23 protein-coding genes are annotated in these 21,663 nt (G+C 42.7%); 20 read left to right on the top strand and 3 right to left on the bottom strand.

The features are described from left to right. Positions 1 to 88 precede the first annotated feature (88 nt). The 19 genes from AU377_RS08325 (at position 89) to paaX (ending at position 18,453) form a co-directional block, all read left to right on the top strand. The gene (locus tag AU377_RS08325; protein ID WP_253724429.1) at positions 89 to 1,270 is read left to right on the top strand and encodes a YeiH family protein; all 1,182 of its coding nucleotides are present in this window, start codon (positions 89 to 91) and stop codon (positions 1,268 to 1,270) included. A 198-nt stretch (positions 1,271 to 1,468) separates the two neighbouring features. Further along, complete coding sequence (cax, locus tag AU377_RS08320) at positions 1,469 to 2,515, top strand: calcium/proton exchanger (protein WP_067406825.1); 1,047 nt, start codon at positions 1,469 to 1,471, stop codon at positions 2,513 to 2,515. 643 nt (positions 2,516 to 3,158) lie between these two features. Continuing rightward, positions 3,159 to 3,566, top strand: coding sequence for a DUF485 domain-containing protein (locus tag AU377_RS08315; RefSeq protein ID WP_067406821.1), 408 nt, complete (start codon positions 3,159 to 3,161; stop codon positions 3,564 to 3,566). Next, positions 3,563 to 5,113, top strand: a complete 1,551-nt coding sequence (locus tag AU377_RS08310) for a cation acetate symporter (RefSeq protein WP_067406818.1) — start codon at positions 3,563 to 3,565, stop codon at positions 5,111 to 5,113. The genes AU377_RS08315 and AU377_RS08310 overlap by 4 nt, the downstream gene beginning before the upstream one ends. A 281-nt stretch (positions 5,114 to 5,394) precedes the next feature. Continuing rightward, positions 5,395 to 6,711, top strand: coding sequence for a phenylacetate--CoA ligase family protein (locus AU377_RS08305; RefSeq protein WP_067407242.1), 1,317 nt, complete (start codon positions 5,395 to 5,397; stop codon positions 6,709 to 6,711). 26 nt (positions 6,712 to 6,737) lie between these two features. Beyond that, positions 6,738 to 7,775: an NAD(P)/FAD-dependent oxidoreductase gene (locus AU377_RS08300; RefSeq protein ID WP_067406815.1), complete on the top strand. Its 1,038-nt coding sequence runs from the start codon at positions 6,738 to 6,740 to the stop codon at positions 7,773 to 7,775. Between the two features lie 30 nt (positions 7,776 to 7,805). Continuing rightward, a complete protein-coding gene (locus AU377_RS08295; RefSeq protein WP_067406812.1) occupies positions 7,806 to 8,048 on the top strand; it encodes a ferredoxin in 243 nt (80 codons plus the stop codon). 123 nt (positions 8,049 to 8,171) lie between these two features. Continuing rightward, positions 8,172 to 9,125 carry a 1,2-phenylacetyl-CoA epoxidase subunit PaaA gene (gene paaA, locus AU377_RS08290; protein WP_067406810.1) on the top strand — a complete coding sequence of 318 codons (954 nt, stop codon included), beginning with the start codon at positions 8,172 to 8,174 and terminating at the stop codon, positions 9,123 to 9,125. A gap of 20 nt (positions 9,126 to 9,145) precedes the next feature. After that, positions 9,146 to 9,493 (top strand): 1,2-phenylacetyl-CoA epoxidase subunit PaaB, encoded by a 348-nt coding sequence (paaB, locus tag AU377_RS08285; RefSeq protein ID WP_067406807.1) that lies wholly within the window; start codon positions 9,146 to 9,148, stop codon positions 9,491 to 9,493. Continuing rightward, on the top strand, positions 9,490 to 10,275 hold the full coding sequence (gene paaC / locus AU377_RS08280; protein ID WP_067406805.1) for a 1,2-phenylacetyl-CoA epoxidase subunit PaaC: 786 nt from the start codon (positions 9,490 to 9,492) through the stop codon (positions 10,273 to 10,275). Before paaB ends, paaC begins: the two co-directional genes overlap by 4 nt. Before the next feature lie 25 nt (positions 10,276 to 10,300). Continuing rightward, positions 10,301 to 10,801, top strand: coding sequence for a 1,2-phenylacetyl-CoA epoxidase subunit PaaD (paaD, locus tag AU377_RS08275; RefSeq protein WP_067406802.1), 501 nt, complete (start codon positions 10,301 to 10,303; stop codon positions 10,799 to 10,801). Between the two features lie 16 nt (positions 10,802 to 10,817). Next, a complete protein-coding gene (locus tag AU377_RS08270; RefSeq protein WP_067406799.1) occupies positions 10,818 to 11,120 on the top strand; it encodes an EthD family reductase in 303 nt (100 codons plus the stop codon). Between the two features lie 2 nt (positions 11,121 to 11,122). Beyond that, positions 11,123 to 11,899 carry an enoyl-CoA hydratase/isomerase family protein gene (locus AU377_RS08265; protein ID WP_067406796.1) on the top strand — a complete coding sequence of 259 codons (777 nt, stop codon included), beginning with the start codon at positions 11,123 to 11,125 and terminating at the stop codon, positions 11,897 to 11,899. A gap of 14 nt (positions 11,900 to 11,913) precedes the next feature. Beyond that, positions 11,914 to 12,687, top strand: a complete 774-nt coding sequence (locus AU377_RS08260) for an enoyl-CoA hydratase-related protein (RefSeq protein ID WP_067406785.1) — start codon at positions 11,914 to 11,916, stop codon at positions 12,685 to 12,687. A gap of 14 nt (positions 12,688 to 12,701) precedes the next feature. Continuing rightward, positions 12,702 to 14,213: an aldehyde dehydrogenase gene (locus AU377_RS08255; protein ID WP_067406782.1), complete on the top strand. Its 1,512-nt coding sequence runs from the start codon at positions 12,702 to 12,704 to the stop codon at positions 14,211 to 14,213. A 316-nt stretch (positions 14,214 to 14,529) separates the two neighbouring features. Further along, positions 14,530 to 15,411, top strand: a complete 882-nt coding sequence (locus AU377_RS08250) for a 3-hydroxyacyl-CoA dehydrogenase (protein ID WP_067406780.1) — start codon at positions 14,530 to 14,532, stop codon at positions 15,409 to 15,411. Further along, complete coding sequence (locus tag AU377_RS08245) at positions 15,408 to 16,613, top strand: acetyl-CoA C-acyltransferase (protein WP_067406777.1); 1,206 nt, start codon at positions 15,408 to 15,410, stop codon at positions 16,611 to 16,613. The genes AU377_RS08250 and AU377_RS08245 overlap by 4 nt, the downstream gene beginning before the upstream one ends. A gap of 107 nt (positions 16,614 to 16,720) precedes the next feature. After that, a complete protein-coding gene (locus AU377_RS08240) occupies positions 16,721 to 17,497 on the top strand; it encodes an enoyl-CoA hydratase-related protein (RefSeq protein WP_067406774.1) in 777 nt (258 codons plus the stop codon). Positions 17,498 to 17,574: 77 nt separating this feature from the next. Continuing rightward, entirely contained in the window at positions 17,575 to 18,453 is an 879-nt protein-coding gene (gene paaX / locus AU377_RS08235; protein WP_067406771.1) for a phenylacetic acid degradation operon negative regulatory protein PaaX, read from the top strand. 104 nt (positions 18,454 to 18,557) lie between these two features. Here paaX and AU377_RS08230 read toward each other — a convergent pair whose 3' ends face one another. Beyond that, positions 18,558 to 19,088 (bottom strand): gamma carbonic anhydrase family protein, encoded by a 531-nt coding sequence (locus AU377_RS08230; protein WP_067406768.1) that lies wholly within the window; start codon positions 19,086 to 19,088, stop codon positions 18,558 to 18,560. 78 nt (positions 19,089 to 19,166) lie between these two features. On the opposite strand from AU377_RS08230, the gene AU377_RS08225 reads away from it, so the two are divergent. Beyond that, entirely contained in the window at positions 19,167 to 20,141 is a 975-nt protein-coding gene (locus AU377_RS08225; protein WP_067406765.1) for a nitronate monooxygenase family protein, read from the top strand. Positions 20,142 to 20,211: 70 nt separating this feature from the next. Here AU377_RS08225 and AU377_RS08220 read toward each other — a convergent pair whose 3' ends face one another. Together AU377_RS08220 and pgeF are read right to left on the bottom strand one after the other, a co-directional pair. Beyond that, positions 20,212 to 20,430 (bottom strand): hypothetical protein, encoded by a 219-nt coding sequence (locus AU377_RS08220; RefSeq protein ID WP_067406763.1) that lies wholly within the window; start codon positions 20,428 to 20,430, stop codon positions 20,212 to 20,214. Between the two features lie 66 nt (positions 20,431 to 20,496). Next, complete coding sequence (gene pgeF / locus AU377_RS08215) at positions 20,497 to 21,261, bottom strand: peptidoglycan editing factor PgeF (RefSeq protein ID WP_067406761.1); 765 nt, start codon at positions 21,259 to 21,261, stop codon at positions 20,497 to 20,499. Between the last annotated feature and the right edge of the window lie 402 nt (positions 21,262 to 21,663).

Raw genomic sequence — 21,663 nt, 5'->3', positions numbered from 1 at the left:
AGTACCTAAAATGAACTGGTACGGACGTCATGACTCGTCTGGTATCTATGGTCTAGATTGATTTTAAATTGAAAGTGAGGGAGAACTAATGGAGACGATTAAAATGTATATGAATAAGGTGGCGGCCACTCCTAACCGAAATTATGTAAGTGTCATTCTCCCGGGTCTCGTGATTTGTTTTCTAATCATGATGCTGGGGATCTACTTGGCGGAGTTAATCGGCGTAGTCATTGTGAAGCTGAATATTTTGCCGGAGGGAAGCGCAAGTCCTGTATCGGGCATATTTGTGGCAATCCTCATTGGAATCATCATTCGGAATGCGCTGAAGCTGCACCCGATCTTCGTCGAAGGTGCTGCTTTCTCAGTCAAGTATGCGTTAAGGGCCGGAATTATTTTATTAGGTCTTCGTCTCAGTTTAATAGAAGCAGTAAGACTAGGAGCGTGGGGGATTCCGCTTGTTGTGATCTGTATTTCTTGCGGTATTTTCGTAACATTATTTTTCACCAAAAAGCTCAATCAGTCTAAACGTCTTGGTACATTAATTGCTTGCGGAACAGGAATTTGCGGCGTTACAGCGATTATGGCGACTTCTCCAGTATTAAAGGCGAAAGACAATGAAATCTCATACGCGGTCGCTAATATTACGGTTTTCGGTTTAGTCGGTATGTTGTTTTACCCATACTTAGCCAATCTGTTTTTTGCAGATGATCCGATTAAAGCAGGCTTGTTTTTAGGAACAGCTATTCATGACACAGCACAAGTGACAGGGGCAGCACTCATTTTTAATCAGGTATTTGATATGGAACAGGCCGTTGATGTCGCGATGGTTACAAAACTTACAAGGAATTTATTTATCATTGCTGTCATTCCGCTTATTTCGTTTTTCTTTTATAAAAATGCTAGTCAAGAGGGTGGGATTGGCGAAGAGCGAAACATCCCAAAATGGTATAAATTTATTCCATTATTTGTTATTGGTTTTCTATTGTTGGCACTTGTTCGTACGATTGGAGACATGAATATTACGAATAATGGCGTAGCGTTTGGCTTTTTAGAACCAGATGCATGGAAGAGTTTTTATAGTGCCAGCAGTTCTTTTGGTACGACATATATGCTTGGGTTGGCAATGGCTGGCGTTGGGCTATCCACTGACTTCAGTAAATTTAAAGGGCTGGGCATCAAACCATTTTTGATCGGCCTCATTGCTGCCGTTGCAGTTGGTGCTGTTAGTTTGACATTGGTGAGCCTATTTGGGCATTTGGTAGCTGTTTGATCAATTTGCACAGAAGCAATGAAAATAAGGCGGTCTACACGTTCATTGTGTAGGCCGCTTTGCTCATTCTTTTACGGTATGCGTAAACAATAGAAACTCTTTTGTGACTGTGTCACGAATGTAAAAATGAATGTTTTGATCTTTTCTTTAGGGAAAAGATAGGAAGAGTACTCTTTTTATCCAACAGGGGGGCTTCCATTGAACCGGTTATTTACGATACTCATTTTTGTTGGTGTACCATTTGTCATTGCAGGTGCCATTTTTCATTGGGGAGACATTCCAATGTTTTTTCTTTGCAGCGTAACCATTATTGCACTTGCGGGTGTGATGGGGCGGGCGACGGAAAGTTTGGCCATTGTAAGCGGGCCGAGGATTGGCGGTTTGTTAAATGCGACGTTTGGAAATGCGGTTGAACTCATTATTTCCATCTTCACATTAAAGGCTGGCATGATTGGCATCGTTTTAGCTTCACTTACGGGTTCTGTCCTAGGTAACTTGCTGCTTGTCTTGGGACTTTCCTTCTTTGCGGGCGGCGTTAAATTTAAACGGCAAAATTTCAGTATTCAAGATGCAAGATATAACTCTGGTTTGCTCATTTTCGCTGTCATTGTAGCCTTTGTCATTCCTGAGATCTTTTCGATGACACTAGATCGTCCGAAGACATTAAGTTTAAGTATTGGGATTTCTGTCATTCTCATTACTTTGTATCTTGCGGGATTGTTTTTTAAATTGGTGACGCACCGGGGAGTTTTTGGCGCATCTGATCATGAAGAAACCGAGACGCCCGAGTGGACGAAAGGGAAGTCGATTTTAATCCTTCTACTCTCAACAGTTGCTGTTGCCTTTGTGTCGGAACAACTTGTTCATACATTTGAGACGCTTGGCGAGAAATTTGGTTGGTCAGAATTGTTTATTGGGATCATCATTGTCGCGATTGTAGGGAATGCCGCCGAACATTTTTCCGCGATTACGATGGCGATAAAAAATAAAATGGACATTTCTGTTGAAATTGCGGTTGGATCGACTTTGCAAGTGGCGATGTTCGTAGCGCCCGTACTCGTACTTATCTCGCTCTTTATGCCCGAGCCAATGCCGCTGGTTTTCACGATTCCTGAATTGGTGGCGATGATTACAGCGACGTTTCTTGTCATTAATGTAAGCAATGATGGGGAGTCTAATTGGTTTGAAGGGTTGATGCTTTTTGCGGCGTATCTCATTATGGGTATCGGATTTTTTCTGTTGTGAACATAACGCTCTTTCGGCTTATCACCGCAGAGGATCATCATCAGAGTTTTAAAATATTGTTTGTGCGGCAATAGTGATCATAAAACATACTAAAATTAGCAATCCGACCCATAGATGCGGTCTAGACTGCTAATTTTGGTATGTTTTTTATTTAGGGAAGTTATTTCCATTTCCATCCCGATCGTCATTAATACGATTATAATCACTAATCTTCTTATCATTATAAAAGATTTGCTTGATAATTAAACAATAAAATTCCTGCTGCCATTTATGAAGTTAGGTATATTCATAACCTCAAAAAGGTGTGTGAACTTTTTGTGTTATATAAAAATCATTGGAACCATTGCTATTATAGTGTTTTAAGTGAAAGTTTGAATAATTCTTAAAAACAAATTCACAAAAACTTCAAAAAGTTATTTACAAACCCCATGAACGGTGATATGTTAATTCATAACGTAACGTATTAAATACGTTGAGCTATACTTTGGTTACATCAAGAAAAGTCAGAAGATACCGATAACACTTTATTACGTTAGATTATAAGTCAGGAAAGGCGTGAGTAAAAAAAGAAATTAGGATGGGGACAAGTACTTAAAAAGTTTGGTTGAAAACTGAAAATCCTTGGGGAGAAAGGGGAACTGGAATGACAATAAATGTAAAAGATCGCTACGATTCAGCATTGGGTTCCAATGAAACAACGATGGATCCGTCATGGCCTTACCAGAAGGGAACGGAAACAGGTTCGAAGCAGACATATAGTGAGTTAACCAGAACGAAGGAATTTGCGAAGCTTATCAAAGAGAAGAAGGCATTTCTTTTACCAACAACAATATTTTTCTTATCTTTTTATTTTCTTTTGCCAATCCTTGCAGCTTATACAGATGTTTTAAAAGGGGACGCGTTTTTCGGTCTGACATGGGCGTGGGTCTATGCGCTCTTGCAATTCGCAGTTGTTTGGATTTTAGGTCTTGTCTATATGAAGACCGCTGCAAAGTACGATATAACGGTTAAAGAGATATTGACAAAGCATAAAAAGGAGTTGGAGAAATGAGCCTTCTTTCTTTGTCGCTTTTTTTAAGTATTGTCTTGTTAACGCTTACAATAACGTACTTTTCAGCAAAGAAAACGAAAAGTGCAAGTGACTTCTATACAGCGGGCGGTGGGCTAACGGCTTGGCAAAATGGATTGGCGGTTGCTGGTGATTTTATGTCCGCTGCTTCTTTCTTAGGAATTACAGGCGCGATTGCGCTGATCGGCTTTGACGGATTTTATATGAGTGTAGGGAATTTGATGGCATTCCTATTCCTTCTTTTTTTAGTGGCGGAACCGCTTAGAAATCTGGGGAAATTCACGCTTGCGGATATGATTACCTCGCGCTTTAATTCGAAAAAAGTAAGGGGAATGGCGGCAGTTAGTACACTCGTTATCTCCATTTTCTACATGATTGCCCAACTTGTCGGTGCAGGGGGGCTCATTAAACTTCTACTTGACATTGACTATGGAATAGCCGTCTTAATTGTAGGGGTAATGATGACGATCTACGTCATATTTGGAGGGATGACTGCAACAAGCTGGGTTCAGATTACGAAGGCGGTTCTTCTACTCGGCGGCTCAGGGATCCTAACGTTTATGGTTTTTTCAAAGTTTAATTTTAACGTTTCAGAAATGTTCCATTATGTGAAAACAGTTACGCCACTTGGGACGGAATTTCTGCAACCGGGCAATAAATACACGAATGGACTTGACATCATTTCATTGAATATGGCGCTTGTTCTTGGCGCAGCTGGATTGCCTCACTTACTCGTGCGGTTCTTCACGGTAAAAGATGCGGTGACGGCACGGAAGTCAGTTGTCTATTCAACGTGGTTTATCGGCGCTTTCTTTGTCATGACAATTTTCCTAGGTTTCGGTGCGGCATCATTTGTAGGATTTGATACGATTGTCGGCGCGGATCCAGCTGGAAATATGGCGGCACCTTTGTTGTCCTTAGTTGTCGGTGGGGACTTCTTATTTGCCTTTATTGCAGCAGTTGCATTTGCAACAATTTTGGCTGTCGTGTCTGGACTTGTGTTAACTTCTGCATCCGCATTTGCACATGACATTTATGGAGAAATTATAAAGGATGGAAAAGTTTCTGAAAAAGAGCAAGTACTAGTGGCGCGTATTGCTTCAGTCAGTGTAGCCGCTACATCTATTATTCTTGCTTTATTCTCTCAAACGCTGAATGTCGCCTTTTTGTCTGTTTTAGCGCTTGGAATCGCAGCTAGCGCCAATTTACCGGTCATTTTGTGCACGATTTACTGGAGGCGCTTTAATGCATCGGGGGCAATTACGGGAATGCTCGTTGGATTATTGAGTTCTGTCATTCTTGTTTTTTTAAGCCCGAACGTTTGGAACCCTGAACCAGGTGCAGCTATTTTTGTAGGAGAAGCATTGTTCCCACTAGGAAATCCAACGATCTTTACTGTACCACTTGGCTTTTTAGGTGCTTACTTAGGAACCATTTTGTCAACCGAAAAAGCAGATGAAGAAAAATATGCAGAAGTTGTTTATAAATCGAATACCGGTTATGGCGTAGGATCTGCACAAAATCATTGAGATTCAGAAATAAATAAAGGAGAATCCATGCAGGTGGGTTCTCCCTTATTTTGAAGAAACGCTTGACAGTCTCTTTTTAAACTCAAGACGTTCCTGAATAGCTATTTATTAAAGAATATACATTTTATTAAGAGTATTCAGATTTTCATATTGACATTTTCTGAATCAGGGATTACCCTGTATTCATGTTACAAAATTAATTCATTCGTGATATTGGTGTTATGTTTTGGTGAGGGATAAGAGGACTAGGAGAAGGAGGAGTTAACGTGTTCAATCCACAAATGGAAACATTATCACGGCCTGAGATGGAGGCTTTACAGCTGGAAAGACTTCAAGAAACTGCTGAGAAAGTCTATAAGCATGTGAATTTTTACAAGCAAAAGTTTGAAGAATTAGGGGTAACTCCGAAGGATATTAAAAGTTTAGATGATATTAGCAAACTACCTTTCACTATTAAGGGTGATCTTCGTGATAACTATCCATTCGGTTTATTTGCAGTATCGCAAGATGAAATTGTCAGATTACACGCTTCTTCCGGAACGAGTGGTAAACCGACTGTTGTTGGCTATACGAGAAACGATATTGATAACTGGGCGGAAGTGGTCGCACGTGCAGTCGTATCCGCGGGTGGTAGAAAGGGAGATATTTTCCACAATACGTATGGCTATGGTTTATTTACCGGAGGAATTGGAGTCCATTACGGCGTAGAAAAATTAGGCGCAGCTGTTGTTCCAATTTCTGGGGGGAATACGGAAAGGCAAGTGATGCTGATTGATGATTTCAAACCAAGAGGTATTTCCGGAACACCATCATACATTATGACGGTTGCTGAAAAGATGAAAGATATGGGGATCAATCCTCGAGAAACGTCTATTGAATACGGTATTTTTGGTGCGGAACCTTGGTCAGAAGAAATGCGCCATCGGCTTGAAGAAACCTTTGATTTGAAAGCGGTCGACATTTACGGGTTGAGCGAAATTATTGGACCAGGAGTCTCTATAGAATGTCACGAAGCACAGGATGGATTGCATATTCAAGAAGACCACTTCTATGTGGAAGTGATTGATCCAAAAACACTGGAAGCCGTTGCTGAAGGCGAAGAAGGGGAACTTGTCATTACAAGTTTAACGAAAGAAGCATTCCCGGTTATTCGTTATCGAACAGGCGATATTGCTTCTATTACACGAGAAAAGTGTAAATGCGGCCGAACGACGACAAGAATGTCACGCATTAAAGGGCGTACAGATGACATGATTATCTTACGTGGAGTAAACGTTTTCCCATCGGAAATCGAGCGTGTTCTTCTGCAAGTAGAAGATCTTGTGCCAAATTATCAAATTCACCGTTTGCAAAAAGGGACGATGGAAAGTGTTGAGCTGCACGTTGAAATTACAAATGAATTATACAACGAAATTTCGGGCGATCTTGTCCACCCTAAAATTCAAAAATTATCTAAGGAGATTGTAAAAGCGATCTCATCAAACTGTCTAGTGTCGATGGGTGTTATTTTCAATAAACCGAATACGCTTCCAAAATCGGAAGGAAAGGCGATTCGAATTATTGATTTACGTGAGAAAAAGGTTTTAGTAGAAGCATGAAATACCGTTAATAAGGAGGAAAACGCGTGTCTGAAAATAAGAAGGTTTATGATGTAACGATTATCGGCGGAGGTCCCGTCGGCTTATTTACTGCTTTTTACGCTGGATTGCGAAACATGACTTGTAATATTATCGAGAGTTTACCGCAGCTAGGCGGTCAGTTATCCGCTTTATATCCAGAAAAATATATTTATGACGTAGCTGGATTTCCAAAAATTACAGCACAAGATTTGATTGATCGCTTAACAGAACAAATGGAACAATTTGAACAGACAGTTAGTCTTGGTCAAATGGTTCAGCAGATTGAACGGCAAGAAGATAACACATTCAAGCTTGTCACAGACAAAGCAACACATTATTCAAAAACTATCATTATTACAGCGGGCAATGGTTCTTTCCAACCAAGAAGACTTGAACTTGAAGAAGCGACCAAATTTGAAAACTCGAATTTGCATTATTTGATCACAGATCTCAATCGTTTTGCAGGGAAAAAAGTTCAATTATTCGGCGGCGGAGATTCCGCCGTTGACTGGGCTCTTATGTTGGAACCTATTGCAGAAAAAGTGACAATCGCTCACCGCCGTGATCGATTCCGTGCGCACGAAGCGACAGTTGAGGAAATGAAGAATTCTTCCGTAGATGTGTTGACACCGTACGTGCCAATAAAATTGATCGGAGATGACAAGATCGAACAAGTTGTTCTTCAACAAGCAAAAGGTGATGAAGTGAAAGTGATTGATGTAGATGATGTCGTCGTCAATTACGGATTTGTCTCTTCGCTTGGACCGATTAAGGATTGGGAACTTGAGCTAGACAAGAACTGTATCGTTGTCAACTCGAAAATGGAAACGAACATTCCGGGTATTTACGCTGCTGGTGATATTTGCACATATGAAGGAAAAGTGAAATTAATCGCGAGTGGTTTTGGAGAAGGGCCGACTGCTATTAGTAACGCAAAAACATATATCGATCCGTCTGCCAAAGTGCAGGCGGTTCACAGCACGACAGTGATGGCTAAGAGAGAAGAAAAAAAGAATAAGGCCTCAGAAACAGTTAATGTATAACAAAAAAAATCCGGGAGCGAGGAATAAGATATGTCTGCATACACAATAGTGAATCAAGAAACTTGCATTGCGTGCGGGGCTTGCGGAGCCAGTGCCCCTGAGATCTTTGCCTATAACGATGAAGGTTTTGCTTATGTCCTTTTGGATAATAACGAAGGAACTGCAGAAGTGCCGGATGATTTACTAGATGATCTTGAAGATGCATGCGATGGCTGCCCTACTGATTCAATTAAAATGAGTGAAGAACCATTGTTGGTCGGGGCATTCGATTGAAATACTTTCATCCTAATCGGAATAATCGGATAAAGGCTTGCCTTCTAACATAACAGTATTGTATACTATCGTTAGTAGACGGTTATATGGAACGGAGTTAACAGCAGAAAGGGGATTTGGAAAATGGTTGTGGTAGCTTTAAAAACGGAAGAAGAAAAGCAGCAAGAATTTCTTGCACGTATTGAAGCAGGCGAGAAGATTGAAGCAGATGATTGGATGCCAGAGGAATATCGGATAGCGCTTATTAAGTTGATCTCCATGCATGGAATCAGTGAAATAATGGGGGCACTTCCCGAAAAGGAATGGGTTCCGAAAGCCCCGTCTTTACGTCGAAAGCTTGGCATTATGTCAAAAGTACAAGATGAAATGGGGCATGGACAGCTTCTCTTGCGTGTTGCAGAAGATCTATTGAAACCGTACGGAAAAAATCGCGGCGACTTGATGCAAGATTTATTCAATGAAGATTTGAAGTTCCATAACGTCTTCCACATGGAAACAAACACATGGGCGGATGCAGGGCTAATCGGCTGGCTCGTCGATGGAGCGGCAATCATCACTCAAACGAATATGCTAGGTGCTTCATACGGTCCTTATGCACGAGCGTTACAACGTATTTGTGCGGAAGAAGTATTCCACGCGCAACACGGAGAGTCTATCATTCTTGCTTTAGCAGAAGGAACGCCTGAGCAAAGAGCCATGATTCAAGAGTCACTGAATGGTTGGTGGGAATCCTTGCTCATGTTCTTTGGACCTGCAAGCAGTCAGACAACAGGTGCTTCCAAACAGGACGTAACGATTAAATACAGAATCCGTACGAAAACAAACGAACAATTACGACAAGATTTCTTTGATAAATACATCCCGCGTATTCTGTCACTTGGCTTAACAATTCCAGATCCAACTCTTCGTTACAACGATGAGGAAAAACGTTGGGAGTACGCGCAGCCAGACTGGAATGAATTTAAGAAGATTATTAGAAATGAAGGACCGCGTTCACAGGCGCGTTTGAACTTACGACGCACTTCTTACGAATATAACGCATGGGTACGTGACGCATTGAGCGCAGTCATTAGATAACAGAAAGGAGACGTTAACAGATGGGAAGAGAGACAACATTTTATCAAGAGTTTGAAGTCTTTAGCAAACGAACACCGACAGCGTCATTCCAACACCAATTCAGCTTGCTCGCTCCGAACAAGGAAATGGCATTGATCATGGCACAGGAAAACTTTATGCGACGTGAGCCAGTTGTTGATATATGGATCGTGAACCGGAAAGACATACGTGGCTTGGAAGGTGAAGAGAAGCTAATCCTTGGTCGCTTGAATAATAAAGATTATCGGGAAACAAAAGGTTACGGCTACTTAAAGAAGAAATGGCGTCATTATGAGCAGCAAATGTTTGATGAAAAAGAAATTTTATCATGGGCAGGTGATAAAAAATGAGTAACGAAAGAGTAGCATTGAAAGAACTTCTATTCCAATTAGCGGATGATGACTTCTTAATATCATACCGAGGATCCGAATGGCTTGGTTTGGCTCCACATATTGAAGAGGACGTTGCTTTCTCTTCGATCACGCAGGATACGATGGGACATGCGACAATGTACTACAACTTACTAGAGGAACTTGGAGAAGGAAATGCAGACGCACTCGCACATTTACGTTCGTCAGCAGAAAGAAGAAACAGTGTTTTAGCCGAGCGTGTCAACGGTGAAGGTTATTACATGGAAACACCGATCTATGATTGGGCTTATGCAGTCGTTCGAAACTACTTCTATGCACAGGCGAAGCGCGTGAAAATTGATTCGCTTCGAGAAAGCTCATATGCACCGCTTGCAGAAGGCGCTGTGAAAGTGAGTATGGAACTGCATTATCACCTTATGCACTGGAGAACGTGGTTCACGCAGTTAATGAGCTCTACAGATGAAGCTGAAAAACGAATGACCAACGCGATTAAGCTTGTGATGGAAGATTTTGGCGACATCTTTTCATACGGTCAGTATAAAGAGGATATTGAAAGTGCAGGCCTCATTGCAACTGAGGAAGAATTGACGAAGAACTGGATTGCAGCTTTGACACCTGTCTTTGAATCGCTAGGTTTAGCAGTGCCTACGATCCCGGCACCTGTGAAAAATGGACGAAACGGTGAACATACGGATGAGCTGGACACAGCGATTGCGACACTGTCTGAAGTATACCGATTAGACGTTGAAGCTGTTTGGTAATTGATCAATAAAGGAGGCATCTCTAGTGACGGTACTTACACAACTTACGAACGACAGTATATATGGTGCGCTTATGAATGTGAAAGATCCAGAGATTGACACAGTAAGTATTCTCGATCTTGGGATGGTAGAGGATGTCTCGGTAGAAGGAAATGATGTGAAAGTCGTCCTTTTGCCGACATTCCTCGGCTGCCCGGCTCTTGAAATTATCGAGAAGAATACAGTCGAGGCTGTGCAGAAAGTTCCGGGCGTGTCGAACGTGGATGTAGAATTCATATTCAGTCCGCCTTGGACATCTGACCGTATTACGGAGCAAGGGCATGCGGGCCTCCGAGCGTTTGGTATTGCACCGCCGCCACGCCACTTCGAAGAAGACGGATCGTGGCATGTTGACTGTGCTTATTGTGGTTCAACATATGTGACAATGGATAATATTTTCGGACCGACCGCATGTAGAAGTATTCTCTATTGTAAAAGTTGTAAAAACGTTTTTGAGGCTATGAAGCCGATTTCAACATTAATGTAAAGTGAGGAGATTGACAATGGCAAAACTAGTTGCATTATATAAACATCCAGAAGATGAGCAGGCATTCGATGAGCATTACTTTAATGTCCATGGCCCACTGACGGCAAAAATTCCAGGATTGCGTGAAATGAAAGTAACAAAATTCTCCAAGTCTGTAATGGGCGGAAAACCTCCTTATTATTTGATGTGTGAAATGAGCTATGACGATATGGAAGCACTAAATAATGGTTTGCGTTCGGAGGAAGGAAAAGCATCTGGTAAAGATTTGATGAGCTTTGCGGGCGATCTCGTTTCATTGAGCATCGGTGAGGATCAATAATAATGGAGAGCTTTGAATTCATTGAAACATCTCTGGCGGACGGAGTTGCAAGCATCGTCTTGAACCGTCCGCGCCAACTAAATTCTTTGAATCGGAAAATGGTTGGAGAAATTCTGCAGGCAATGGAAAAATTCGACCGGGATCCTGACGCACGTGTGATTGTGCTTTCAGGAAAAGGCCGCGCCTTTTCGGCTGGTGCAGACATCGATGAAATGTCACAAGATGATCCAATCCGTCTAGAGCTGTTAAACCAGTTTTCAGATTGGGATCGAATTGCCAACATCAAAAAACCGATTATCGGTGCTGTACAAGGTTTTGTTTTCGGCGGCGGTTTTGAACTAGCGCTTTGCTGTGATTCGTTAATTGCAGCAAGCGGCACGGAGTTTTCATTTCCGGAAGTGAACCTGGGAGTGATGCCCGGGGCAGGTGGTACACAACGGCTTACAAAGCTTGTTGGACGAACAAAAGCACTGGAGTGGATATGGACGGGAGAACGAATTCCAGCTGAAGAGGCACTTCACCACGGTGTCATTAATCGGATCGTTGCACCGGAACTCTTACTTGAAGAAACGATGAAGTATGCAACAAGAATTGCTGCGCAGCCACCACTTGCAATCCGCCTCATCAAAGATTCAGTGAATAAGGCTGTTGATTATACATTATATGAAGGAATGCAATATGAGCGTAAAAATTTCTACCTGTTGTTTGCTTCTGAGGACCAGAAAGAAGGCATGAGTGCTTTCGTTGAAAAAAGGAAGCCAGAGTATAAAGGGAAGTAAAGGAGAACTGTCGTATGTACGATACGATTCAATATGAAGTAAAAAGCAATGTTGCTTGGCTTCGACTAAACCGCCCGGACAAACTCAATTCGTTTACGGATCAGATGCTCAAAGAAGTAACGAAAGCAGTTAAAGCCGCAGCAGCGGATGAACAAGTTCGCTGCGTCGTACTAACTGGTGAGGGAAGAGCGTTTTGCGCCGGCCAAGACTTGGAGAGCGTAGATGAACAGATGGATCACGGCGAAGTATTGCGAGGCCAGTACGGTCCAATGTTGAAAGCGATTCGACAACTTGAAAAGCCGATTGTTGCGGCTGTAAATGGGGTTGCAGCGGGTGCAGGATTCAGCCTCGCCCTTGCGTGTGATTTCAGATTACTATCGGAGCATGCGAGTTTCTTAAATGCTTTCATTCATGTCGGACTCATCCCAGATTCGGGGAACTTATATGCGCTGACAAAGCTCGTTGGACAGGCCAAAGCAGCGGAACTTTCGATACTTGGTGAAAAAATCCCAGCAGACGAAGCCGTCCAATTGGGTCTTGCCAATCGCTTGATTGCGGCCGATGACTGGGAAACTGAAGTGACAGCGTTTGCAGGACGATTGGCAATGATGCCGACAAAAGCCATTGGACTCATTAAACGTTCATTAAACGCAGCCTATGAACTTTCTTATGATGAGTTTCTTGAACAAGAAGCACAAGGACAGCGTGCAGCGGGTTTGACAGCTGATCATCGAGAAGGTGTCACAGCATTCATAGAAAAAAGAAAGCCAGTTTTTATAGGAAAATAAAAGGAGTGTTCTACATGTCGACAACTATAGAAGAAACGAAGCTAGAAGTTAAACGTGATTTTTACTCCCTGCTGATCAATGGAGAACAAGTGAAAAGCAGCACAGGTGAAACAATTAAAGTTTATAATCCAGCAACAGGAGAACAAATTGCAGAAGTTGCAAAAGCTTCACAAGAAGACGCAGAACGTGCAGTTCAAGCAGCACGCGATGCATTTGACCATGGGAAGTGGAAAAAGTTACCGGTAGGGTACCGTTCACGTACATTAAACAAAATTGCTGAAATTATGCGTTCACGTTTCAAAGAGCTTGTTGAGCTTGAAGTGTTGAATACAGGCAAAACGGTTGATGCTGCAAAAGGACAAATTAACCAAGCGATCGAGGACTTCGAATTTTACGCTAGCGCTATTGTAGGTCATAGAGGTGTTGTGAATAACCTTCCTGGTCAGTTCCACAACTATACAGAAAAAGAACCAGTAGGCGTTTGTGCACAAATTATTCCATGGAACTATCCACTGATGATGGCAGCCTGGAAAATCGCACCTGCCATTGCGGTTGGTTGTTCAATCGTCGTCAAGCCGGCATCCTTAACACCGCTTACGGCAATTGTCCTTGGTGAAATCTGTCACGAAGCAGGCGTTCCTGAAGGCGTTGTGAACATTGTACCAGGATCAGGTGCAGACGTTGGAAATTACTTAGTAGAGCACCCGAATGTTGACAAAGTGGCATTCACAGGATCTACACCAATCGGTAAGGACATTATGGGTAAAGCATCTCAAACATTGAAACGTGTAACGCTAGAGCTTGGCGGGAAGTCTCCAAACCTCGTATTTGAAGATGCGGACATTGACGCGGCTGTTGACGGTTCTCTTTATGGTATTTTCTATAACTCCGGTCAATCATGTGAGGCGCGTTCAAGACTGTATATCCATGAAGCTGTTTACGAAGAGTTTATGGAGAAATTCGTTGCAAAAGCTAAACAAATCGTTTTAGGCAACCCGTTCGATAAAGGAACACATATGGGCGCAATCATTGACCAAGGTCAGTTGGATACGATTGATGGGTTCGTTCAGCGTGCAGTCAAAGACGGTGCGGAAGTGTTAGTGGGCGGTAAAGTAGCGAAGCCTGAAGGATTTGAAAACGGTTTCTGGTACGAGCCGACAATTATCGGCAACGTTACACAAGACATGGAAATTGTTCAGGAGGAAGTTTTTGGTCCAGTTGTAACGGTTATGAAATTCTCAGATGAAAAAGAAGCAATCGCTTTGGCAAATGACACAATCTACGGTCTTGGATCCGCAATTTGGTCAAAAGACGGTGGACGCGCAACACGTGTCGCAAACCAAATTCAAGCTGGAATTGTGATGATTAACTGTCCGTTTTCCGCAATGCCAGGCACACCGTTTGGCGGCTACAAGCAATCTGGTTTCGGACGTGAACTATCGATCGAGACATTGGACTTGTATTCGGAAACGAAGAGCATAGTTTCCTATTTTGGCAGTCGTCCATTGAATCCACTAGGCGTTTAACTTGATTCAGCAGAAATCTCCCACTTCCATAAATGGCGGGATGAATGCTGAAAAATCCTTTAAATCAGAGGGAGTACAAACTCCCTGCTGATTCAAGTTAAGCCTCCGGCGGATGTCAGGGATTTTGAAAGGAGTTAAGGAAGGCAGTCTAAGTGCGCGACGTCCTGTCGCGACGACTGCATGACCAACATCCTGTTGGCCTCAATTCAAAATCCCGCCGCAATTACGCCAAGGCGTAATTGATGTTATCAACTGATTACGATGCGGACGGGGTCATTCTCCGTCCGCATTGATTTACCCATAGGGAGGAATGAATGTGATAAAGCGCATCGTTGTCGTCGGTTCTGGCGTCATGGGAAGAGGGATCGCTTACGTTGGGGCATTGGGAGGCTATTTCGTTTCCATCGTAGACATTAACCCCGACGCACTGGAAAATGCAAAAAAAGAGCTTGATGTGATTTTTGAGCATGGCATTAAAAGAGGAAAAGTGACGACAGAAGCAGCAGCAACTGCAAAAGATCACTTGTCCTATGTCACAGATTTAACACAAGCAGCAGCAAACGCCGATCTGATCATTGAAGCCGTTCCTGAGATCGCTGCGATTAAACAGCAAGTATTTGAAACGATTGAAAAGTATGCGCCAAAAGAGTGCTACTTTGCAACGAATACATCTACAATGAGTCCAACAGAAATTGCATCGTACGGGAAGCGACCAGAAAAAACGATTGCCATGCATTTCTTTAACCCCGTACATAAAATGCCGCTCGTTGAAATTATTCGCGGGTTGGAGACAAGTGATGAAACGGCCGAAGTGATCCGGGAAGTTGCTGAAAAAATGGGCAAAGAAACAGTTGTGATTAATGAGTTTCCAGGATTTGTCACGAGTCGTATGAGTGCACTTGTAGGAAATGAGGCCTTTCATATGTTGCAAGAAGGACTCGGTACACCGGAAGAAATTGATAAAGCGATCAAGTTAGGTCTTGGTTATCCGATGGGGCCATTTGAACTCGTCGACCTTGTCGGTTTAGATGCGCGTTTGAATAACTTGCGCTATTTGTATGAAAAACTTGGAGAAAGATACCGTCCAGCCCCTCTTTTAGAGCAATATGTCCAAGCGGGACGTCTCGGAAGAAAGAGTGGTAAAGGTGTGTATGATTATACGCAGCCTGCAGCAGAGAAGGAGTTGGTGGAAAAATGAAAGAAGTAGTTATTGTCGATGCGGTACGTACACCGATCGGAAGATATAACGGTGCGTTAAAAGATATTAGACCAGATGATCTCGGTGCCGTTGTTCTGAAAGCACTTGTTGAACGAAATCCAGATGTTCCAGTTAACCAGATCGAAGAAGTGATCTTTGGGAATGCGAACCAGGCCGGAGAAGATAATCGTAACGTTGCAAGAATGTCCACATTACTTGCAGGCTTGCCAATCGAAATTAGCGGTACGACACTGAATAGGCTATGTGGATCTGGGCTCGATGCCGTCATTTATGCCGCAAGATCGATTGCAGTTGGAGAAGGAGATATTTATATCGCGGGTGGAACGGAAAGCATGACGCGTGCACCATTCGTAATGGCAAAACCAGAACGAGCCAATCCTCGTGGTGATATGAAAATGTACGATACAACAATCGGTTGGCGGTTCACTAATAAAAAGCTAGAAGAAATGTACGGCGCAGACACAATGCCGAAGACGGCGGAAAATGTAGCGCAACGTTTCGATATTAGCCGAGATGCGCAAGATCGTTTTGCATTCGAAAGTCAAATGCGTGCCAAAAAAGCGATGACTTCCAATCGTTTCGCTGAAGAAATCGTTCCGGTGATCTATAAAGACCGTAAAGGAAATGAAATTGTTGTCGATACGGATGAACATCCACGTCCTGAATCGACACTTGAAGGACTTGGTAAACTACGTCCTATTTTTGAAAATGGTACGGTAACAGCAGGGAATGCTTCCGGCGTCAATGATGGGGCTTCTGCTCTGTTATTAATGAGCGCTGAAAAGGCCAAAGAACTTGGTTTGAAACCATTGGCGAAATACGTATCAGGAGCGGCAGCGGGACTTGAACCTGCTGTGATGGGGCTTGGTCCGATCTATGCATCCAGAAAGGCACTGGAACGTGCAGGTTTGAACAAAGATGACCTCGGCTTAATTGAATTGAACGAGGCATTTGCTTCGCAAGCACTGGAATGTATCAAACAACTTGAACTCGATCAGGAAAAAGTAAATGTGAACGGCGGAGCCATTGCATTTGGACATCCTCTCGGTGCGAGTGGGGCGCGTATTTTGACAACGCTCATTCATGAAATGAAGAAGCGGGACGAGAAATACGGACTTGCGACAATGTGTATCGGCGTCGGACAAGGCATTGCGGCTATTGTTGAAAATATCCAAGAATGACCGGCCGTGAAAAGCTGTCCAGTAAATAGTGGACAGCTTTTTTGTTTTATTTTTCTAATAGTATGCGAAATAGACCGAGCTTGATAGGTGATAAAGGAGAGAGAAAAATGACGAATGTTTTATTGACAAAAAAGAATGGAATTGCCTATGTAACAATTAACCGAGAAGAAGCGTTGAACTGTTTTAACTATGATACGTTACGGGAGTTACAAGAAGTAACGGACAAGATCGCACTCGATACAGAAGTGAAAGTAGTCCTTTTTACCGGTGCAGGAGATAAAGCATTTAGTGCGGGCGCCGATTTAAAAGAACGTAAAACGTTAACGGAGGCGGAAACAAGACGGAATGTGCGGGCCATCCGTGATGTGTTCAATAGTATTGCTGACCTTCCGCAACCAACAATCGCGGCGGTAAACGGCTATGCGCTTGGCGGAGGCTTTGAATTGATGATTGCGTGTGATTTTCCAATCGCAGCAGAAGGAGTTCTCATGGGGCTGACCGAAACGAGCTGGGCGATTATTCCGGGCGCGGGTGGAACGCAGCGGCTTCCTCGACTCGTCGGTGAAATGAAAGCAAAAGAATTGATCTTTACAGCAAAACGATTTACAGCTGAAGAAGGACTGGAGCTAGGTGTCGTCCTGAAGGTAGTAGAAAAAGAGCGGCTAATCGAAACATGTGAAGAGTTTGCTTTTAATATCATGAAAAATGGACCGGTCGCGATTAGACAAGCGAAATTTGCTATTTCACAAGGCATGAATACCGATTTGCAGACGGGACTTGCCATCGAGTCGAAGGCATATGAGCTTGTGATCCCGACGGAAGATCGTCTGGAAGCGTTACAGGCATTTAGTGAGAAAAGAACTCCAGCGTTTTTAGGCAAATGAGTTCCAATTTAATTATGTAACGATATAATGTAAAGAAAGGAAGTTCTTGAAATGCTTTAAAGAAAGAGTGATACACGATGTCTAATACGCAATCTATGATATTGACAATTTACGGAGATTATATCCGGCATTATGGAAACAAAATTTGGATCGGCAGTCTTATTCGGTTGCTTAAAGAGTTTGGTCATAACGAACAAGCCGTTCGTGTGGCTGTCTCTAGAATGATGAAACTTGGTTGGTTTCAATCCGAAAGACAAGGAAATAAGAGCTATTATTTCCTAACAACTCGTGGGAAAACTCGGATTGAAGAGGCTGCTCGCCGTATTTACCGTGTGCAGCCGCATGAATGGGATGGAAAATGGCGCATGCTGATGTACACAATCCCGGAAGAAAAGCGGCATATTCGCGATGAGTTGCGCAATGAGTTGATGTGGAGTGGCTTTGGCAGTTTTTCAAACGGCTGTTGGATCGCCCCTAATGATTTGGCTATAGAGGCAAGATTACTCGTGGAAAAATACGGTATCGAGGACTATGTGGATTACTTTTTGGTTGAGTATCGGGGACCACATACGAATAAGGCACTTGTTGAAAGAAGTTGGCCCCTCGAAGAAATTGAGTCGAAATACGAAGAATTTGTTTCAGTATACAGTAAACGTTACATCGTCCATCAAAGCATGATTAATGAGGGGCGGATGACCGATGCAGAATGTTTCGTTGAGCGGACAAATCTTGTGCATGAATACCGAAAATTTCTTTTTAGCGATCCCGGTCTGCCTAAAGAATTGTTACCGGATATGTGGAGTGGAACGCATGCGAGTCTCTTATTTAAAGAGTATTATAAATTACTCGCAGAACCCGCAAGCCGCTTTTTCGAAGAGATATTTGCAAAAGATAATGATTTGGGGCGAAAAGACAAAGAGTATAACGCCAATGATCATCCGCTGATTATATCCTAATGAAGGCAAACATACTGCGCCCCGCTTTGGTTATAGAAGGTTAATGAGAAAAGGGGCTGCTTGAAAAGTGCGTTCACTAAACGACTTTTCAAGCGGCCCCCAGTTCATTTTACAAGGACGGAATCCGAGAAAATTTTACGATACTCATATCCTTTTTGAACATAAGAATCGATTGATAGTTGAATAAGTTCCAAGTCCTTATCCGTCAGTTCCCGGACGACCTTACCGGGTGCACCGATAACGAGCGAACGGGGCGGAATTTTTTTACCTTGTGGAATGAGTGTATTAGCGCCGATGATGCACTCCTCTCCAATTTCCGCATGGTCCAGTATAGTTGAGCCCATTCCGATAATGGATCGTTTGCCGATTGTACATCCATGTAAAACAACATTGTGACCAATGGTGACCTCGTCCTCTACGTTAACGGGTACACCCTCGGATTGATGGATCGTCGAGTTTTCCTGGACACTGCATCGTTTACCAATCTTGATGTAGTCCTCATCTCCGCGTAGGACGGCACTGAACCAAATCGTCGATTCTGCTCCGACTTGAACGTCTCCAATTATTTTGGCACCCGGTGCAATAAACACGGTTGAATCGATTATCGGTGTATGATTGTTATACGGAATAATCATGAAAAGCCCCCCAGTAGAATATAGTGATAATTTATACTTGTTTCTACTATAACATAATTTCGTTAGGAGGATGAAGAAATGTTACGTGTGTGCGAACTACTTCAGATTAAGTACCCGATCGTTCAAGGGGGAATGGGAAACATAAGTAATGCCCAATTGACAGCCGCAGTTTCTGAAGCAGGTGGACTTGGCACGATTGGCTGCGGTACGATGACACCGAAAGAAGTTGAACATATCATTTTACAGACGAAAGAGCAAACAACGAAAAATTTTGCAGTGAATATTGCGATCGGTGTGTCGCCTTATACGGATGAATTAATTGATGTCGTCATTCAACAGAACATTCCAGTTGTATCGCTTTCTGCTGGTAATCCAGCACCGTTCATCCCTAAGTTGCACAAACATGGTATCAAGGTAATGGTACTCGTTGCTTCCGTGAAGCACGCGCAAAAAGCGGAAGCGGCTGGGGCGGATCTTTTAGTGGCGGAAGGGTTCGAAGCTGCTGGGATTAATTCGCATTTGGAATTGACAACGTTTACACTTATTCCACAAATTGTTGAAAGTGTCCAAGTTCCCGTACTGGCCGCGGGTGGTATTGGAGATGGCAAAGGACTTGCTGCAGCGTTTATGCTCGGCGCAAGCGGTGTCCAAATGGGCACGCGGTTAATCGCAACGAGGGAAGCTCCGTTTCATAGGTCTTACAAGCAACGCCTGGTCGAAGCGGAAGACACGTCGACGGTCATTATTGGCCGAAGTATCGGACGTACAAGAAGAGTATTGACAAATCCCTATGCAAAAAGAATTGTAGAGCAAGAGAAAGCAGGAATCACGCTAGAGCAATACATGGACTGGACTACTGAAGACCAGCACATTAAAGGTGCGATTCAAGGGGATATGGAAAATGGTTTTATCAATAGTGGTCTGATTGCGGGGTTAATCGATGAGATCCCAAGTGTTGAAGAGTTGCTGGCAGGTATGGTAGAAGAGGCGGGGGAAAGAATTCGGTTAACTGCCGAAAGGTTTCAGGGAATTCACAGTCAATCGCGCGGGTAGACACATCAATTCTATTTTCACGCGATAAAAAAGCGGGTAGACAAAGTGGAGAACAAACTTTGTCTACCCGCTATTGTTCATTGTAAGTATTCGGGCGGGGGATTGGTATGGCCTTCATTTTGGACTTCTGTAAACAAATTTTCCCTGAAATAAGTAAAGTTCCGATTGAAATCATTAAAATTGTTTCCGCTAATGTCATTTGGGAAATCGTTTTTCTGCCGGCGATTCTTAGTAATAATGTGCCGACAACTATAATAAGCGCGGTCTGCCAGATTAAATTGACATTCATAGTGAACAGCTCCTATCAATTGGAATGCAATATGTAGGTTGTTGCTGGAGCTGTTCATTTATACAGTTAATTACTTTTCCGCATGATAAAACTCAAATGTCTTCCGCATTGCTTATTTTCGCGGTATGAAAAGCCGTTCGGATTTTGAAATGTGCAAGTCGGATCGATGAAAATGTTGTCCTCTGGAATACCGGCGATCATGCATTGCCTTTTGACGGTTTGTTGATTGTCAATATGGTATTTACGTGTTTTGGAATTGTAGTCAATAAACTCGTCCGCATAGCCGAGGTTTTTAAATTGTCGATAAACATCTTCATCGACTTCGAATTTACGCTGGCTTATGGCGGGGCCGATGTGCACTTGTATATGCATAGGATTGCATTGTTCCACTTGGATTAAATGATTGAATAGTTTTAACGTCAATTCTTTTACGGTTCCGGGCCAGCCGGAATGAATAACACCCGTTAACCCGCTTGTTTCATCAAAAAATAGGACCGGTACGCAGTCCGCTGTGAAAACGCTTAATAAAATATTGGGTTCATACGTATAAAGCGCGTCTGTATTTGCGATCGCAGTTTCTTTTTGAAGGGCGCCTTTTCCCCGGTCTCCTAAAGTAACTTTATGAAAGTTTGCACTATGGGTTTGATGGGCACAAACAAATTGTGCAAGTTCACATTGGAGAAAATCAGCTAATTTTTTTCGATTCGTTAAAATAGATGCCGGATTTTTGCAGGCGTGCAGTGCCATATTGTTGTGTTCGGGTTCATTAGGATCTTTTAAGGTAATACCAGCTAAGATCTTTTCGTTATTCATAAGCATTTTTGTTTTCACGGTAGTCACCTCATTTGTTAGTATACTATACCGAAAATAAACAAGCTGTATGATCTTCACACTTCTATTTGTTAATTGATGCAATAAAGGTATTGACAGTTTGGAAATGGAAATGTTATCCTTTACCAGTAAGTTCTGATTATACTAAAAGGGAGGTACGGAAAATGACAAAAGTACATACAACAATCCATCAAATCGTATATCATTCCGTGCCAGATTATCTTTTAGATTCAATGTAATTTTTGAATTGTGGAATGGCACATTGCCGTTCTTTTTTCATGAGCACACGCTTATAGTAAAAGGCGTGTGCTTTTTTTGTGTCTTCACATATGGGAAAATTCGGTATCTTCACGCAATGCGTGTGATATATATAACAAAAAAGGAGTGTTTCCAATGTTCGTG

The sequence above is a fragment of the Sporosarcina sp. HYO08 genome (genome assembly GCF_001563475.1).
Classification (GTDB): Bacteria; Bacillota; Bacilli; order Bacillales_A; family Planococcaceae; genus Sporosarcina.
The sequence above is the reverse complement of the archived record's forward strand: the minus strand, read 5'-3'. Positions and strand labels throughout refer to the sequence as shown.

What these genes read in the sequence shown, in the direction of transcription:
- AU377_RS08325 (WP_253724429.1), top strand. Translation starts at nt 89, where the DNA reads ATGGAGACGATTAAAATGTATATGAATAAGGTGGCGGCCACTCCTAAC.
- AU377_RS08315 (WP_067406821.1), top strand. Translation starts at nt 3,159, where the DNA reads ATGACAATAAATGTAAAAGATCGCTACGATTCAGCATTGGGTTCCAAT.
- AU377_RS08310 (WP_067406818.1), top strand. Translation starts at nt 3,563, where the DNA reads ATGAGCCTTCTTTCTTTGTCGCTTTTTTTAAGTATTGTCTTGTTAACG.
- AU377_RS08305 (WP_067407242.1), top strand. Translation starts at nt 5,395, where the DNA reads ATGGAAACATTATCACGGCCTGAGATGGAGGCTTTACAGCTGGAAAGA.
- AU377_RS08295 (WP_067406812.1), top strand. Translation starts at nt 7,806, where the DNA reads ATGTCTGCATACACAATAGTGAATCAAGAAACTTGCATTGCGTGCGGG.
- paaA (WP_067406810.1), top strand. Translation starts at nt 8,172, where the DNA reads ATGGTTGTGGTAGCTTTAAAAACGGAAGAAGAAAAGCAGCAAGAATTT.
- paaB (WP_067406807.1), top strand. Translation starts at nt 9,146, where the DNA reads ATGGGAAGAGAGACAACATTTTATCAAGAGTTTGAAGTCTTTAGCAAA.
- paaC (WP_067406805.1), top strand. Translation starts at nt 9,490, where the DNA reads ATGAGTAACGAAAGAGTAGCATTGAAAGAACTTCTATTCCAATTAGCG.
- AU377_RS08270 (WP_067406799.1), top strand. Translation starts at nt 10,818, where the DNA reads ATGGCAAAACTAGTTGCATTATATAAACATCCAGAAGATGAGCAGGCA.
- AU377_RS08265 (WP_067406796.1), top strand. Translation starts at nt 11,123, where the DNA reads ATGGAGAGCTTTGAATTCATTGAAACATCTCTGGCGGACGGAGTTGCA.
- AU377_RS08260 (WP_067406785.1), top strand. Translation starts at nt 11,914, where the DNA reads ATGTACGATACGATTCAATATGAAGTAAAAAGCAATGTTGCTTGGCTT.
- AU377_RS08255 (WP_067406782.1), top strand. Translation starts at nt 12,702, where the DNA reads ATGTCGACAACTATAGAAGAAACGAAGCTAGAAGTTAAACGTGATTTT.
- AU377_RS08245 (WP_067406777.1), top strand. Translation starts at nt 15,408, where the DNA reads ATGAAAGAAGTAGTTATTGTCGATGCGGTACGTACACCGATCGGAAGA.
- AU377_RS08240 (WP_067406774.1), top strand. Translation starts at nt 16,721, where the DNA reads ATGACGAATGTTTTATTGACAAAAAAGAATGGAATTGCCTATGTAACA.
- paaX (WP_067406771.1), top strand. Translation starts at nt 17,575, where the DNA reads ATGTCTAATACGCAATCTATGATATTGACAATTTACGGAGATTATATC.
- AU377_RS08230 (WP_067406768.1), bottom strand. Translation starts at nt 19,088, where the DNA reads ATGATTATTCCGTATAACAATCATACACCGATAATCGATTCAACCGTG.
- AU377_RS08225 (WP_067406765.1), top strand. Translation starts at nt 19,167, where the DNA reads ATGTTACGTGTGTGCGAACTACTTCAGATTAAGTACCCGATCGTTCAA.
- AU377_RS08220 (WP_067406763.1), bottom strand. Translation starts at nt 20,430, where the DNA reads ATGAATGTCAATTTAATCTGGCAGACCGCGCTTATTATAGTTGTCGGC.